At 67.9% G+C, this 13,292-nt stretch carries 17 protein-coding genes; 9 read left to right on the top strand and 8 right to left on the bottom strand.

The features are described 5' to 3' along the window. Together EV691_RS11150 and EV691_RS11145 are read left to right on the top strand one after the other, a co-directional pair. Positions 1-296 (top strand): transposase (locus EV691_RS11150; protein ID WP_165901251.1); only part of this gene is annotated, 296 nt, incomplete at its 5' end. A gap of 77 nt (positions 297-373) precedes the next feature. Beyond that, entirely contained in the window at positions 374-577 is a 204-nt protein-coding gene (locus EV691_RS11145) for a hypothetical protein (RefSeq protein WP_131296669.1), read from the top strand. A gap of 217 nt (positions 578-794) precedes the next feature. On the opposite strand, the gene EV691_RS23350 is transcribed toward EV691_RS11145, so the two are convergent. From EV691_RS23350 to EV691_RS11135, 3 genes are all read right to left on the bottom strand, one after another. Continuing rightward, a complete protein-coding gene (locus tag EV691_RS23350) occupies positions 795-941 on the bottom strand; it encodes a hypothetical protein (RefSeq protein WP_165496500.1) in 147 nt (48 codons plus the stop codon). Continuing rightward, positions 938-2,053: a helix-turn-helix transcriptional regulator gene (locus EV691_RS11140; protein ID WP_131296671.1), complete on the bottom strand. Its 1,116-nt coding sequence runs from the start codon at positions 2,051-2,053 to the stop codon at positions 938-940. Before EV691_RS11140 ends, EV691_RS23350 begins: the two co-directional genes overlap by 4 nt. 231 nt (positions 2,054-2,284) lie before the next feature. After that, entirely contained in the window at positions 2,285-2,602 is a 318-nt protein-coding gene (locus EV691_RS11135; RefSeq protein WP_131296672.1) for a hypothetical protein, read from the bottom strand. 312 nt (positions 2,603-2,914) lie between these two features. Here EV691_RS11135 and EV691_RS11130 point away from each other — a divergent pair, with 312 nt between their 5' ends. Both EV691_RS11130 and EV691_RS11125 read left to right on the top strand, forming a co-directional pair. Further along, positions 2,915-4,513 carry a choice-of-anchor I family protein gene (locus EV691_RS11130; protein ID WP_131296674.1) on the top strand — a complete coding sequence of 533 codons (1,599 nt, stop codon included), beginning with the start codon at positions 2,915-2,917 and terminating at the stop codon, positions 4,511-4,513. 152 nt (positions 4,514-4,665) lie between these two features. Beyond that, positions 4,666-4,992 (top strand): hypothetical protein, encoded by a 327-nt coding sequence (locus EV691_RS11125; protein ID WP_131296677.1) that lies wholly within the window; start codon positions 4,666-4,668, stop codon positions 4,990-4,992. An 18-nt stretch (positions 4,993-5,010) separates the two neighbouring features. Here the strand turns inward: EV691_RS11125 and EV691_RS11120 are convergent, their stop codons facing one another. Beyond that, positions 5,011-5,415, bottom strand: a complete 405-nt coding sequence (locus EV691_RS11120) for a YkgJ family cysteine cluster protein (RefSeq protein WP_131296679.1) — start codon at positions 5,413-5,415, stop codon at positions 5,011-5,013. A 156-nt stretch (positions 5,416-5,571) separates the two neighbouring features. Between EV691_RS11120 and EV691_RS11115 the strand changes: the two genes are divergently transcribed. The 5 genes from EV691_RS11115 to EV691_RS11095 all read left to right on the top strand — a co-directional run bounded on the left by EV691_RS11115 (position 5,572) and on the right by EV691_RS11095 (position 10,495). Beyond that, positions 5,572-8,019 (top strand): glycogen/starch/alpha-glucan phosphorylase, encoded by a 2,448-nt coding sequence (locus EV691_RS11115; RefSeq protein ID WP_131296681.1) that lies wholly within the window; start codon positions 5,572-5,574, stop codon positions 8,017-8,019. 125 nt (positions 8,020-8,144) lie between these two features. Further along, entirely contained in the window at positions 8,145-9,155 is a 1,011-nt protein-coding gene (locus EV691_RS11110; RefSeq protein WP_131296684.1) for a class 1 fructose-bisphosphatase, read from the top strand. A gap of 148 nt (positions 9,156-9,303) precedes the next feature. Further along, positions 9,304-9,558, top strand: a complete 255-nt coding sequence (gene bamE / locus EV691_RS11105; RefSeq protein ID WP_039801782.1) for an outer membrane protein assembly factor BamE domain-containing protein — start codon at positions 9,304-9,306, stop codon at positions 9,556-9,558. Next, positions 9,555-10,133: a lipocalin family protein gene (locus tag EV691_RS11100; protein WP_131296686.1), complete on the top strand. Its 579-nt coding sequence runs from the start codon at positions 9,555-9,557 to the stop codon at positions 10,131-10,133. Before bamE ends, EV691_RS11100 begins: the two co-directional genes overlap by 4 nt. Positions 10,134-10,150: 17 nt before the next feature. Continuing rightward, positions 10,151-10,495: a cupin domain-containing protein gene (locus EV691_RS11095; protein ID WP_131296688.1), complete on the top strand. Its 345-nt coding sequence runs from the start codon at positions 10,151-10,153 to the stop codon at positions 10,493-10,495. Here the strand turns inward: EV691_RS11095 and EV691_RS11090 are convergent. From EV691_RS11090 to EV691_RS11075, 4 genes are all read right to left on the bottom strand, one after another. Then, positions 10,479-10,928 carry an acyl-CoA thioesterase gene (locus EV691_RS11090; protein ID WP_198867225.1) on the bottom strand — a complete coding sequence of 150 codons (450 nt, stop codon included), beginning with the start codon at positions 10,926-10,928 and terminating at the stop codon, positions 10,479-10,481. The genes EV691_RS11095 and EV691_RS11090 overlap by 17 nt on opposite strands. A gap of 35 nt (positions 10,929-10,963) precedes the next feature. Continuing rightward, positions 10,964-11,953 carry a ketopantoate reductase family protein gene (locus EV691_RS11085; protein ID WP_131296690.1) on the bottom strand — a complete coding sequence of 330 codons (990 nt, stop codon included), beginning with the start codon at positions 11,951-11,953 and terminating at the stop codon, positions 10,964-10,966. A 97-nt stretch (positions 11,954-12,050) separates the two neighbouring features. Next, a complete protein-coding gene (locus EV691_RS11080) occupies positions 12,051-12,659 on the bottom strand; it encodes a DUF2238 domain-containing protein (protein ID WP_131296692.1) in 609 nt (202 codons plus the stop codon). After that, complete coding sequence (locus EV691_RS11075; RefSeq protein ID WP_131296694.1) at positions 12,656-12,928, bottom strand: cation-transporting P-type ATPase; 273 nt, start codon at positions 12,926-12,928, stop codon at positions 12,656-12,658. The genes EV691_RS11080 and EV691_RS11075 overlap by 4 nt, the downstream gene beginning before the upstream one ends. Positions 12,929-13,292: the final 364 nt, after the last annotated feature.

Raw genomic sequence — 13,292 nt, 5'->3', positions numbered from 1 at the left:
CGGAGCATGCCGGACGGAAAGTCGTCTGGCAGATCGCGGCTCGCCGCAGCACCTACCAGAAGCACGGCAAGCGCAGTGTCCTGTATCGCGTCAAACGGCGGATCGAGCAAGCCAAGGCACAGATGCGGGCCAAGGTCGAGCATCCGTTCCGGGTGATCAAGCGGCAGTTCGGCTACGTCAAGGTGCGCTTCCGCGGCCTGGCGAAGAACACCGCGCAACTGGTGACGCTGTTCGCCCTGTCGAACCTGTGGATGGCGCGAAAACATCTGCTGGTGGCAGGAGAGGTGCGTCCATAATGCGGGGAATCATCCCGGCAAAGCGCCTCGTCAAGGGCAAGACATGGATTTGCAAAGAGGTATCGGCCTGAATTGCCATGGAACTGCCGTTTTTTGAGCAATCGAGCGCTCAGGCAGGAAATATCGGGGCTAATTCAGACTTTCCTAAAGTCCGTTTGGATAATTTTTTCGAAGCGTTGATAAAACTATTGGATGAATGCTTTTTGGTATTTCAGAAAACTCCGGCTTCCTTGAAGGAAAAGCTATCTGGTCAACCTGGCTATATCCAATGCTATCAATGATGGTGCTGATACTTTCCTGTTTCATGCGACTGCCTCAGCCTGTTGCTCGGCTTCATCTAAGAAGTGATGAAGCCAATAGGGAATCTAATGCGCAAAAATACACACATTGCCTATGGCTTTTGGGGGAGCTGTTTGGTTATGGCATGAGCAACTCCCTTTGCGCGCTGAAATCAGAATAGCGTGATGATTTTTTGGTGCGCAGGGATTTACGTATCGCTCAGCACATGTTTAATGGCATCCTTGGTGCCATTGCCGGCACCCTTTCCCGATCCAGTTCCTTCTCCAGTGACTCGACTTCCTTGCTCTTCTGTACCAGCAGTCCGCCCGCCACCAGTCCGATCACGAAACAGCTCAGTTCTTTCATGGCATTTCCTCCGCCGTCTGTGCTTCCGCGCCTTTCCGCTCGGTTGCGGGCGCTTGCGGGGAGTTTTCCATGGGGGCGCGACGGCTTGTGTCGCACTGCGCCGGCTCCGCATACATCGCCCGCAGGTTCTCCAGCCTGCTGCCGATTTCCTCTACCCACTCCCGCGGCGCATGCACGCGGATGTTGTCGTTCAGCCCGAAGATCCACCACAGGGTTTCCTGGTCGAGCGGGACGCTGGCGTGCAGGCGTTGCCAGTCGCTGCCGGGGAGCGGTGCGAGGCGTTGCTGGCGGCTGAGCGGGGTTTCGTTGAGCAGCCAGGCGATCTGCGGGTGGACGTCGGCGATCAGTTCGACGTCGTGCGGGGCCTGGCGCCAGGCGAAGGCGCCGCTTTCGATGTAGCGGTCGATGTCGAAGCCGTCGTGTTCGCGGGCCGGCTCGTCGAGCAGTTCGGCGCGCTGGATGCGGTGCAGGGCGAACTGGCGCAGGTCGTCGTAGTCGTTGGCGGTGCCGATCAGGTAGCTGCTGGAATGGCGGGACACCAGGCCGGCGGGGTGGATGCGCAGGCTCCTGGCTTCGCCCTTGCTGCGGCTGAGGTAGTCGACCCGAAGCTGCCGGCGTTCCAGCAGGGCGGTGCAGACTTGCGTCCAGGTCGCCGGTTGCAATGGGGCGGGGAGCAGGGCCTTGCCGTTGGGTAGGGTACGCACCCGGCGCGCCCAGTGGGCCAGGCCGTTGCGCTGCATACCGTCGAGGTAGTCGCGGGCGCTGCGAAAGTGCGGGTTGAGCTGATCCAGCACGCTCTGCGGCAGCAGGGTGTTCAGGTGGCTTTCGGCCAGGTGCAGGGCCAGCGCGGAGGCGGTGTCGAGGGCGGGCAGGCCGTGGGCGGCGTCGCGGTCGAGGCTCCAGCGGTAGGGGCGTTCCGTGTCGTCGCAGATGATCGGGAAGCGGCGCGCCAGTTTGTCGCGCAGGTCGCGCTGCAGCGAGCGCTTGTCGATTTCGAAGCCCTTGTCCCTGAGCTTTTCCTGCAGGGTCGAGGTCGAGATGCGCCCTGGCCAGCGCGGGATCAGTTGCAGCAGGGCGAGGTATCTGAACAGCGGGTCCTTGGCTTCGGCCATTGCGGGTGCGCCTTCCGTGGTGGGCTTCACGGAGTCGCAGGGAGGTCGTCCGCAGGTTGCGCGGTAGACTACAGCGTCTAGATGGCATCTTGCCATCATTTTGGTGCGGACGTTCCGCTTGCGTCGGGTGAGCTCCGTCGCTCTTCCGGCGGGCCGCTGCCGGGACCTGCGAAGTCAGTGACGCCTCGCGGCCCTTGCGCAGCGACCGCGAATCGCCGTGGGGGGAGGGCGTCAGTGGAAGTAGCGCTGGAAAAAGCGCGGGCTGCCGATCTTCAGCCGCTCCCGGTAGGCCTCGTCGATCAGGCCGCTGGCGAGGTCGTCATCCTCGATGCCGGCTGTGCCGATCCGTTCGACCTGTGCGGCCAGCCACGCCAGGAGTTCCTCGCGTGTCAGGAGCGTCGGGCCGAAGGTTGCCTCGAGCCGGTCGGCCAGATTGGTGAGCCGGTAGAGCCGATAGACTTCTGTCGCAAGCTCCGCCGTTGCGCCCTGGATGAGCGGGGGGGTTCGATAGTCGGCCAGCAGAGCGGCCAGGTCGTTTTGTTCGTCCATTTTCCTGCTCCAACCTCAAGCGAGGCCATGGGTTCGATGGTATGGAACGGCCTTCGAGGGGCGTGGCCCCGGCGGCGGGATGCCTGTCCGGCATGGCGCTGCCAAAGCAGTATGGCTGAAAAAGCCTGCACCATTTTCACGAAATTTTCACAAGATATTATGGCGCGCGCCGAGGCGCGCTCCGACCCGCCCGCAGCGCGTCGGGGACGAAGCGTCTCCCCCGGCGTTGTCCGGCTGCCGCTCCGCCACCTGTCATGCGCCGGCAACCTCGCCGACCCATGCTGCGGCTTCCGTTCAGACAGGGAGTCATACATGAAGTCGAAGACGCTTGCCGCCGCGCTGCTGGCGCTCGGGCTGGCCGGGCCGGCGCTTGCCGAGGTCCAGCCGCCGTTCACCCTCAGGCTGTCGCCCTTGGGGACTTTCCATTCCGGGCTGTTCGACCAGGCCGCCGCCGAGATCGTCGCCCACGATCCGCTCGGTCAGCGCCTGTTCGTGGTCAACGCTGCCAGCGGGCGGGTGGACGTGCTGGATATCCGCGACCCGGCGGCGCCGGCGCTGCTGTCCAGCATCGACCTGTCGGCCCACGGCGCGGCGGTGAACAGCGTCGCGGTGCACGGCGAGCTGGTGGCGGCGGCGGTGGAGGCGCGCAGCAAGACCGATCCGGGCAAGGCGGTGTTCATGGACCGCGATGGCCGGGTGCTGGCCGCGGTCGAGGTGGGCGCGCTGCCGGACATGCTGACCTTCACCCCGGACGGCCGCCATGTGCTGGTGGCCAACGAGGGCGAGCCGAGCGACGACTACGGGATCGACCCCGAAGGCGCGGTGAGCATCATCGACCTGCCCGGCGACATCGCCCGGCTGACCCAGGACCGGGTGCGCAGCGCCGATTTCCGGCGCTTCGACGATGCCGAGCCGGACCCCTCGGTCCGCGTCTTCGGCCCCCATGCCAGCGTGGCCCGGGATCTGGAGCCGGAATACATCGCCGTGTCCCGGGATTCGCGGACGGCCTGGGTGAGCCTGCAGGAGGGCAACGCCGTCGCCGTGCTGGACATCCGCAGCGGCACCTTCGGCGCGCTGCACGGCCTCGGCTTCAAGGACCACAGCCTGCCCGGCAACGAGCTGGACGCCAGCGATCGCGACGGCAAGGTCGACATCCGCAACTGGCCGGTGCTGGGCATGTACCAGCCGGACGCCATCGCCCGCTACGAGCACCGCGGGCGCACCTATCTGGTGACCGCCAACGAGGGCGACGCCCGCGACTACGACGGCTACAGCGAGGTGGTGCGCCTCGGCAGTTCCGCCTATCCGCTGGACCCGGAGCGCTTTCCCGAGGCCGAGAGCCTCAAGCAGAACGCCAATCTGGGCCGCCTGAACGTGTCCAAGGCCAGCGGTCTGAACCCGCAGACCGGGCGCTACGAGCGCATCCACGCCTTCGGCGGGCGTTCCTTCTCGATCTGGAGCGAGAACCTGGAGCAGGTCTGGGACAGCGGCGCCGATTTCGAGCGGATCGTTGCCGAGGCCAATCCCGAGTTCTTCAACTCGAACCATACCGAGAACAGCTTCGACACCCGCAGCGACGACAAGGGCCCCGAGCCGGAGGGCCTGACCCTGGCCAGCCTGTGGGGACGGACCTATGCCTTCGTCGGCCTGGAGCGGGCCGGCGGGGTGATGGTCTACGACATCGACGATCCGCGCGCGCCGGCCTTCGTGCAGTACCTCAACCGCCGCGACTTCCAGGCCGCGCCGGGCACGCCCGAGGCCGGCGACCTGGGGCCTGAGGGGCTGACGGTGATCGAGGCCGGCGCCAGCCCGATCCCCGGCGTGCCGCTGCTGGTGGTGGCCAACGAGGTCAGCGGCAGCACCACGCTGTTCCGCATCGATCGCGAGCCGCTGGGCGTGGCCGGGCGCTGAGCCGTCGCCCGGGGCGTTCGACGCCGGCGTGGAGGAAGTCGTTTCTTTAGCAAAATGCCATTATTTTGTAGCTATTTGCCAGTAGGTTGCTGTCATTCTGGGGTCATCTTGTCTGCGCATGCTGCTGTCCACGTTCATGCAGAGAGCCGTTCATGAAACCGTCCATGCTTGCCGTCGCCGTGCTGGGGTTCGGTCTGGCCGCTCAGGCCGTTGCCGGGAGTCAATCGTCCTCGAGCTTCGAGGTTCCGTCTGGGGAGAGGTTTGCGGAGGCGCTGTCGCAGGGGGCGGTTCCCAGCCCAGGCAGCGACGAGCACGTGTGGGCGGACGACCGGGAGGCGGCCGAGGGCGCCGGCCGCGAGCGATCGGCGCCGCTGTTCCAGGCCATCTATACCGTCTTGCCGGCTGGCAGCCTGGAGCAGCGCTCGCCCGAAGAGGGCGACGCCGGCAGTATCGCGGCCCGGCCGGTGTTCTTCTTCTGAACTTAGGGTCAACAGACCCTAGCCCGGCTGCTTCGGCCGCCAGGCGCAGTGGCCCGGCTTCGGGCCGATGCCCGGGTGGTTGCGGCAGGTGTCCGGGCGCTGCTCGTAGCGGGTGCACAGGCGCGTGCGCGCATCGAGGTAGAGGCAGTCGCCGTTGCTGCGGCGGGCGAGGGTGAAGACTTCGTGCTTGTGGTTGAAGTGCTCGACGACGCCGGCCTTCATCAGCCGGCGGGCGACCTGCTTGGCCGGCTCGTCCTGCTCGAAGGCGTCGGCCAGGCCCAGGCGGATCAGGTCGGCCAGGCGCACCTCCACCGGCAGGGTGCAGCAGGTGGAATGGCAGTCGCGGCACAGGCTCTGGCGGTACTTGACCCAGGTTTCCAGGCGGTCGGGGTCGGCGGCGGCGAGGATCGGTGGCTTTTTCATCGGTTCGGGGCATCGGCAAGGGGGGCGCGATGATAGCGGCAAATCCGCCTGGCGGCTTCGCTCGCTTTGTGCATGCTTGATCGGAGGGGCGTAGCGGATTGCGCCGTCGAGACTCGAGCCCTTGTTCCGTCATTGCCGTCCAGCGAGGTTGCCGTCATGCCCGAGGTGTCGCCTGTTCCCGAGGAAGTCGCCGCGTTCCGCGCGCGTATCGTCGACAAGCTGAGGTATGCGGTGGGCAAGGACCCCGAGCACGCCGTCGGTTTCGACTGGTTCGAGGCCGTCGCCCTGGCCGCCCGCGACCATCTGGTGGAAACCTGGATGGACCACGCCAGCCGCACCTATCGCCAGGGCCGCAAGCGCGTCTACTACCTGTCCCTGGAGTTTCTCGTCGGCCGTCTCCTGCAGGCCACCCTGAACAACCTGGGCCTGCTCGAGGTCGCCCGCGCCGCGCTGGCCGAGCTGGACGTCGATCTGGAGCGGATCCGCGAACTGGAGCCGGATGCGGCGCTGGGCAATGGCGGCCTCGGCCGGCTGGCGGCCTGCTTCATGGAAAGCATGGCGACCCTCGGCATCCCCGCCTACGGCTACGGCATCCGCTACGACTACGGGCTGTTCCGCCAGACCATCGTCGATGGCTGGCAGCAGGAGCAGACCGAGACCTGGCTGGAGTTCGGCAACCCCTGGGAGTTCGAGCGGCCCGAGGTCAGCTACCGGATCTGCTTCGGCGGCAGCGTGGTCTGCCGGGACGACGAAAGCGGCCGGCAGTGCCATGTCTGGCAGCCGGGCGAGGAGATGCGCGCCATCGCCTACGACACGCCGATCGTCGGCTGGCGCCGGCACAGCGTGAACACCCTGCGCCTGTGGCGCGGGCGGGCCGAGACCGACCTGCACCTGGAGCGCTTCAACGCCGGCGACCACTTGGGCGCGGTGGCCGAGTCGGTGCGCGCCGAGAGCATCTCGCGGGTGCTCTATCCGGCCGACGACACCCCGGCCGGCCAGGAACTGCGCCTGCGCCAGGAGTACTTCTTCGTCTCCGCCTCGCTGCAGGACCTGCTGCGCCGCCACCTCAAGCAGCGCGGCAGCCTGCTCGACCTGCCCGAGTACGCGGCCATCCAGCTCAACGACACCCACCCGTCGATCGCCGTGGCCGAGCTGATGCGCCTGCTGCTCGACGTCCACGGCCTGGACTGGGACAAGGCCTGGGAGCTGACCGTGGCGACCCTCTCCTACACCAACCACACGCTGCTGCCCGAGGCCCTGGAAAGCTGGCCGGTGGCGCTGATGGAGCGCCTGCTGCCGCGTCACATGCAGATCATCTACCTGATCAACGCCCAGCACATCGACCACCTGCGCGCTCAGGGCATGCACGACTTCGACCTGCTGCGGGCGGTGTCGCTGATCGAGGAGGAGCACGGCCGGCGGGTGCGCATGGGCAACCTGGCGTTCCTCGGCTCGCACAGCGTCAACGGCGTCTCGGCGCTGCACACCGAGCTGATGCGCAAGACCGTGTTCGCCCAGCTGCACCGTCTCTATCCGGAGCGGATCAGCAACAAGACCAACGGCATCACCTTCCGCCGCTGGCTCTACCAGAGCAATCCGCGACTCACCGCGCTGCTGGTCGATGCGCTCGGCGAGCCGCTGCTCGACGATCCCGAGCACCTGCTCGGCGGACTCGAGGCGCAGGCCGGGCAGAGCGCCTTCCATCAGCACTTCCGCACCCTGCGCCGGCACAACAAGGAGGTCCTCACCGCTCTGGTGCAGGACCGCCTGGGCATCGCCCTCGATCCCGAGGCGCTGTTCGACGTGCAGGTCAAGCGCATCCACGAGTACAAGCGCCAGCTGCTCAATCTGCTGCACTGCGTGGCGCTCTACCAGGCGATCCGCGACGAGCCGGGGGTGGACTGGGGGCCGCGGGTGAAGATCCTCGCCGGCAAGGCGGCGGCCAGCTATTACCAGGCCAAGCTGATCATCAAGCTGGCCAACGACATCGCCCGCACGGTGAACGGCGACCCGACGGTGCGCGGCCGTCTCAAGGTGGTGTTCCTGCCCAACTACAACGTCAGCCTGGCCGAGGTCATCATCCCCGCGGCGGACCTCTCCGAGCAGATCTCCACCGCCGGCATGGAGGCCTCCGGGACCAGCAACATGAAGTTCGCCCTCAATGGCGCGCTGACCATCGGCACCCTGGACGGCGCCAACGTGGAGATGAGCGAGCGGATCGGCAGCGAGCACATGTTCATCTTCGGCCTCGGCGCGCAGCAGGTGGAGGCGCGCCGGCGCTCCGGCGAGGTCGGCGGCGCGGCCGCCGTGGCCGCCTCGCCACGGCTCTCCGAGGTGCTCACGGCGATCCGCAGCGGGGTCTTCTCGCCGGACGATCCGGGGCGCTACGCGGGGCTGGTCGACGGCCTGCTGCAGCACGACAACTTCATGGTCTGCGCCGACTTCGAGGCCTACTGGCAGGCCCAGCTCGAGGTCGACGCGCGCTGGCGCACGCCGGGCCAGTGGTGGCGCTCGGCGGTGCTGAACACCGCGCGGATGGGCTGGTTCTCCTCCGACCGCACCATCCGCGAATACGCCCGCGAGATCTGGCGGCTGCCGGAGTGATCCGGCCCGGCGCCGGAGGCGCAAGCGAAGCGCTGAACCTGCGCCGGCCGGTCCGGTCTGAGGGAGGCATCGCCCACCCAGTCGCGCTAAGATGCGCAGACTTTCCACCCCCTGGAGCCATTTCCATGTCCCGTGTAACCATGAGCCGCTACCTGATCGAGCAGACTCGCAGTCACAACACCCCGGCCGACCTGCGCTTCCTCATCGAGGTGGTGGCGCGTGCCTGCAAGGAAATCAGCTATGCGGTATCCAAAGGCGCGCTGGGCGGGGTGCTCGGCAGCATGGGTACCGAGAACGTGCAGGGCGAGGTGCAGAAGAAGCTCGACGTGATGTCCAACGAGATCCTTCTGGAGGCCAACGAGTGGGGCGGCCACCTGGCCGGCATGGCCTCCGAGGAGATGGACAATGCCTACCAGATCCCCGGCAAGTACCCCAAGGGCGCCTACCTGCTGGTATTCGACCCGCTGGACGGCTCCAGCAACATCGACGTCAACGTCTCGGTCGGCACCATCTTCTCCGTGCTGCGCTGCCCGGACCAGTACCTGAGCCAGAACGACAGCCTCGACGAGCAGGCCTTCCTCCAGCCGGGCACCAGGCAGGTGGCCGCCGGCTACGCCATCTACGGCCCGCAGACCATGCTCATGCTGACCCTCGGCAACGGCGTCAAGGGCTTCACCCTGGACCGCGAGCTGGGCGGCTTCGTGCTCACCCACGACAATCTGCGCGTGCCGGAGACTACCGCCGAGTTCGCCATCAACATGTCCAACCAGCGCCACTGGGAGCCGCCGGTCCAGCGTTACGTGGACGAACTGCTGGCCGGCAAGAGCGGCCCGCTGGACAAGAACTACAACATGCGCTGGATCGCCTCGATGGTCGCCGACGTGCACCGCATCCTCACCCGCGGCGGCATCTTCATGTACCCGCGCGACGCCCGCGAGCCGGAGAAGCCCGGCAAGCTGCGCCTGATGTACGAGGCCAACCCGATGTCCTTCATCATCGAGCAGGCCGGCGGCGCCGCGACCAACGGCACCCAGCGCATCCTCGACCTCCAGCCCGAGTCCCTGCACCAGCGGGTGGCGGTGTTCCTCGGCTCGAAGGACGAGGTCGAGCGCATCACCCGCTATCATCAGGAGTGATCTTTGCCGCTGCCGTCGCCGCTCGGTGACGGCAGCACTCCCGTCGTGGCCGGGTCGGCTTTTCGCGCCGGCTTCCACGAAACGCCGATGTCATCCAGGGCGCTATCATGTCAGGCTTGTCGTTTCTCCCTTGCCAGGATGTCCATCGATGTTGCGCCGTTTCGCCCTGCTGTCCTTTTTCCTCCTCTTGGCCGCCTGCAACGACCGGCTCAGCCAGGAGAACTATGCCAGGCTCAAGCCCGGCATGACCCGTCCCGAAGTCGAGCAACTGCTCGGCAAACCCACCGAGTGCTCCGGGGCCTTCGGCTTCTCCAGCTGCACCTGGGGCGACCAGCAGAAATTCATCAGCATCCAGTACGGCGGCGACAAGGTGCTGCTGTTCTCCGGGCAGGGCCTGCGGTGAAACCGGCCGGGCCGTGGCGTGCGCTCGGCCTGGCCGGGCTCGGCCTGCTGCTCGGCGGCTGCGCCTTCTGGGGACGCGAGCCGCCGGCCACCGCCGGTGCGCTGGACCTCGAACGCTACCAGGGCACCTGGTACGAGCAGGCGCGCCTGCCGGTGCCGTTCCAGAGCCGCTGCCTGCAATCCGAGGCGCATTACCGCCTGCTGCCCTCCGGCGGGCTGGCAGTGCTCAATCGCTGTCGCACGGCCGCCGGCGAATGGCTGGAGGCCAGTGGCACGGCCATTCCGCTGGACAGGGGCCGCACCGACCGGCTCTGGGTGCGTTTCCACAACGTCTTCGGCTACGGTTTCCCGGTGCTGGCCGAGGGCGACTACTGGGTGCTGTACGTCGACCCGGACTACCGTCTCGCCCTGGTCGGCAGCCCCGACCGCGAATTCCTCTGGATACTCTCCCGGGACACCACCATCGCCCCGCAGGAGCGTGAGCGCCTGCTGAGGCTGGCCCGCGAGCGGGGCTACGACCTCGAACTGCTGATCTGGCGGCCCGAAGACGAAGAGCCTTCGGTCGTCGCCCCCTGACGCCGCCAGGAGTCCTCATGCCGTCCCTTCAGAACCTCTTCCGGCAACTGCCCGACGCCTCGGCGGGCGAATGCTTCGACGACCTGCTCAGCCTGCCCGGCTGCCGGGTGGAGCGCATCGTCTCCCAAGGGCAGGCCAGCCCGCCGGGCTTCTGGTACGACCAGGACTGGGACGAGTGGGTGCTGCTGCTGGCCGGCAGCGCGCTGCTGCGTCTGGAGAGCGAGCCGCAGCCCGTCGCCCTGGCGGTGGGCGATCACCTGCTGATTCGGGCCGGCGAGCGCCACCGCGTCGAGGCCACCGATCCGGCCGGCCCGACGGTCTGGCTGGCGGTGCATGTGCCGGTCGCTACGGCAGGCGGTTGACCTCCGGGAAGCGCGCGGCGAAGGCCTCGGGGATCGGCACCACCTTGCCGGCGGCATAGTCGAAGAACACGAAGCCGTACTTGGCCAGGGCGATCAGGGCGCCGTCGGCCGGGCGGCTGACGCGGAACACGATGTCGCCGCCGTACTTGTTGAAGTCCGCCAGGCCCACCTCGAAGCGCAGCCGGTCGCGGGCATGGGCCTCGGCCTTGTAGAGGGTGGCGAGGTCGGTGACGATGATCCCGGGGCCGCTGGTTTCGGCGCCGCTGTCGTCGATGCCGTGGGCGAACAGGAAGCGCGAGCGCGCTTCGGAGAGCATCGAGACCAGCGCGTCGTTGCCCAGGTGGCGGGCGCCGTTGATGTCGCTGCCGCGCACGCTCATCTCGGTGCGGTAGCAGAAGCAGTGTGCGGGAAATTCCAGGTGCAGTCGGGCCATGAAGAGCTCTCGGGTCGGTGGATGGGTATTCGTGTCTAGCGGGGGCGTCCCCGGCGGCTGCAGAAGCGCGCCAGGGCGATGATCTCGCGGCTGCGCGGCAGCGCAATGTCCAGCTTGGCGGCCAGCTCGAGCACGGCGTCGCCGATGGCGGCCAGCTCCAGCGGGCGTCCCCGCGCATGGTCCTGCAGCATCGAGGTGCGCACCGCGCCCATGGCGGCGCCGCGGGCGAGAAAGCCCGGCGGGTCGAGCTCGACCCGTGCGCCGTAGGAGGCGGCGAGCAGCAGCCCCTCGTGCAGCAGATCGCAGACCAGCTCGTGCAGGTCGGGGCTGCTATAGACCTCTTCCAGGGTGGCGCCGCTGATCACCGACAGCGGGTTGGAGGTGAGGTTGGCGATGAGTTTGGTCCACAGCGCATCGCGGATGCGTTCGCTGGCGCGGGCCTCGATGCCGGCCGCCTCGATCAGCGCGCGCAGGCGCTCCAGGCGCTCGCTCGGGCGGTTGTCCGGCTCGCCGAAGACCATCCGCAGTGGATTGCTGGTCACGGCCACGCCGGGCGCCGGCGACTCGACGGTGATGAATGCTACGCAGCCGATCAGCTGCGGCGGGGCTAGGCGCGCGGCGAGCCGTCCGCCGGGGTCGACCGCCTCGACGTGCTGCCCGGCGAAGCGTCCGCGCTCGCCGAGGAAGTACCACCAGGGCACGCCGTTGATCACCGGCACCACCAGGGTGTCGGCGCCGAGCAGCGGCTCGATGGCCGGCAGCAGCGCCGGCAGGTCGTGGGACTTGGTGCAGAGAAACAGCAGGTCCTGCGCGCCGAGCTCCGCGCCCCGGTCGCTGGCCGTCACCTTGGCGCAGTGGCTGCCCTGCCGGTCGGTCAGGCGCACGCCGTCGCGGCGCAGCGCCTCCAGGGTCGCGCCGCGGGCCAGCAGGCTGACGGCCCGGCCGCTGCAGGCCAGGCGCGCGGCCAGCGTGCAGCCGATGGCGCCGGCGCCGGCGATGCCGATGCGCGGGAAAGAAGCCTCCATGTTCCCCTCCTGTGGCGACGGCGCTGCCCGGGGCAACGCCATGAGTCCGCCTTGCCTCAAGCGTAGCCGTCAGCGGCGCTGGGGGAGAAGCCCGTCTTCAGGCTATCGTGCCCCGGCTTCGCCCGAACGGCCGGCGCAGCCCCAGCGCGGCGAGCGCGCCCAGCGTGGCCAGCCCGGCGTCCTTCTGGGCGTCCCATTCGTCGCCCTGGGTGCCGAGGAAGGCCGTGCCCAGTTCTGGGCTGACGATCAGCGTCGCGAGCATTTCCAGCTGCTCGTAGAGGCTGCTCATGGCCATCACCAGGCACAGGGCGAGGCCGTCCAGCCAGAGCCCGCGCAGGCCGGCGCGGCGCGCCAGCAACTCGCGCAACGGGCAGGCCAGCAGCAGGCCGAAGGCGCCGTGCACCACCCGGTCGTAGGGGTTGCGGCCGAGCCCCAGGCTGTCGCGCAGCCAGTCGCCGAGCGGCGTTTCCGCGTAGGTGTAGTGGGCGCCGTAGAGGTGCATCACGATGAACAGGGTGAACAGCCGGTAGGCGCCGAGGGAAAAGGCGAAGCGCCGGTGGGTCGCGAGCAGCAGGCCGGCGAAGAAGAACACCAGCAGGTTTTCCAGCAGCCAGTCCGAGCGGCTCAGCGGCTCGATGGCCGCCCACAGCCAGACCAGGGCGAGCAGGCCGGTCATCAGGGCCAGCTGGCGCGGTGCTGTGTTCATCGACGGGCTCCTGCGGCGGGCAGGGCGGCGGTGCCGAGGTCGACGGCGAGGATCTGCGCGATGCTCAGCGGCAGGAGAATGGGCACCAGGGCGAAGAAATGCACGAACTGGCGGGCGAACTGCAGTCCGAGGGGATCGCCGCGAATCCGATCGATGCGGTTGGCGCCGAACTCGCCGCGCCGGCGCAGGGCTTCGGCCGAGCCGAGGCCGCCGGTGCTGCCGTGCAGGCTGGACAGGGCGTCGCGGATGCCGAGTTGGGCGATGTGCACGGCTGGTTTCCCCGGACGGCCGTCGAAGCGACGCCTGGGGTCAACCTTAGGCTAGGCAGGGGCACGGCGCTCTGCAAAAGGCGTAGGGTCTGTTGACGTTTTGGCGTAGGCCGCGACGGCGGCCTGTCTGGCGCAGAAAGAACAAGGAACGAGGAGCGAGGTTTAGTCATTCCAAATGAACGACGAGAGACGCCGTGCTGCGCCAGACGGGCCCCATCCCTTCGGGTTGCGCGGCAAATGCCGCCATGCGGCGTTGCGGGTCTTGGCAAGGGAGTGACCATTGCCGGCGCCCCGCGCCTTGCCTGGCGGCATTTGGCGCGGCAACGCGGCTCACGCCAAAACGTCAACAGACCCTGGCGGCCGC

It is taken from the genome of Azotobacter chroococcum (assembly GCF_004339665.1).
Classification (GTDB): Bacteria; Pseudomonadota; Gammaproteobacteria; order Pseudomonadales; family Pseudomonadaceae; genus Azotobacter; species Azotobacter chroococcum.
Note: the sequence above shows the minus strand (reverse complement) of the source record. Positions and strands in the feature narration are given on the sequence as shown.

Excerpts from the sequence above, each read along its gene's own strand:
- EV691_RS11145 (WP_131296669.1), top strand. The coding sequence starts at position 374 with ATGGAACTGCCGTTTTTTGAGCAATCGAGCGCTCAGGCAGGAAATATC.
- EV691_RS23350 (WP_165496500.1), bottom strand. The coding sequence starts at position 941 with ATGAAAGAACTGAGCTGTTTCGTGATCGGACTGGTGGCGGGCGGACTG.
- EV691_RS11140 (WP_131296671.1), bottom strand. The coding sequence starts at position 2,053 with ATGGCCGAAGCCAAGGACCCGCTGTTCAGATACCTCGCCCTGCTGCAA.
- EV691_RS11135 (WP_131296672.1), bottom strand. The coding sequence starts at position 2,602 with ATGGACGAACAAAACGACCTGGCCGCTCTGCTGGCCGACTATCGAACC.
- EV691_RS11130 (WP_131296674.1), top strand. The coding sequence starts at position 2,915 with ATGAAGTCGAAGACGCTTGCCGCCGCGCTGCTGGCGCTCGGGCTGGCC.
- EV691_RS11125 (WP_131296677.1), top strand. The coding sequence starts at position 4,666 with ATGAAACCGTCCATGCTTGCCGTCGCCGTGCTGGGGTTCGGTCTGGCC.
- EV691_RS11120 (WP_131296679.1), bottom strand. The coding sequence starts at position 5,415 with ATGAAAAAGCCACCGATCCTCGCCGCCGCCGACCCCGACCGCCTGGAA.
- EV691_RS11115 (WP_131296681.1), top strand. The coding sequence starts at position 5,572 with ATGCCCGAGGTGTCGCCTGTTCCCGAGGAAGTCGCCGCGTTCCGCGCG.
- EV691_RS11110 (WP_131296684.1), top strand. The coding sequence starts at position 8,145 with ATGTCCCGTGTAACCATGAGCCGCTACCTGATCGAGCAGACTCGCAGT.
- bamE (WP_039801782.1), top strand. The coding sequence starts at position 9,304 with ATGTTGCGCCGTTTCGCCCTGCTGTCCTTTTTCCTCCTCTTGGCCGCC.
- EV691_RS11095 (WP_131296688.1), top strand. The coding sequence starts at position 10,151 with ATGCCGTCCCTTCAGAACCTCTTCCGGCAACTGCCCGACGCCTCGGCG.
- EV691_RS11090 (WP_198867225.1), bottom strand. The coding sequence starts at position 10,928 with ATGGCCCGACTGCACCTGGAATTTCCCGCACACTGCTTCTGCTACCGC.
- EV691_RS11085 (WP_131296690.1), bottom strand. The coding sequence starts at position 11,953 with ATGGAGGCTTCTTTCCCGCGCATCGGCATCGCCGGCGCCGGCGCCATC.
- EV691_RS11080 (WP_131296692.1), bottom strand. The coding sequence starts at position 12,659 with ATGAACACAGCACCGCGCCAGCTGGCCCTGATGACCGGCCTGCTCGCC.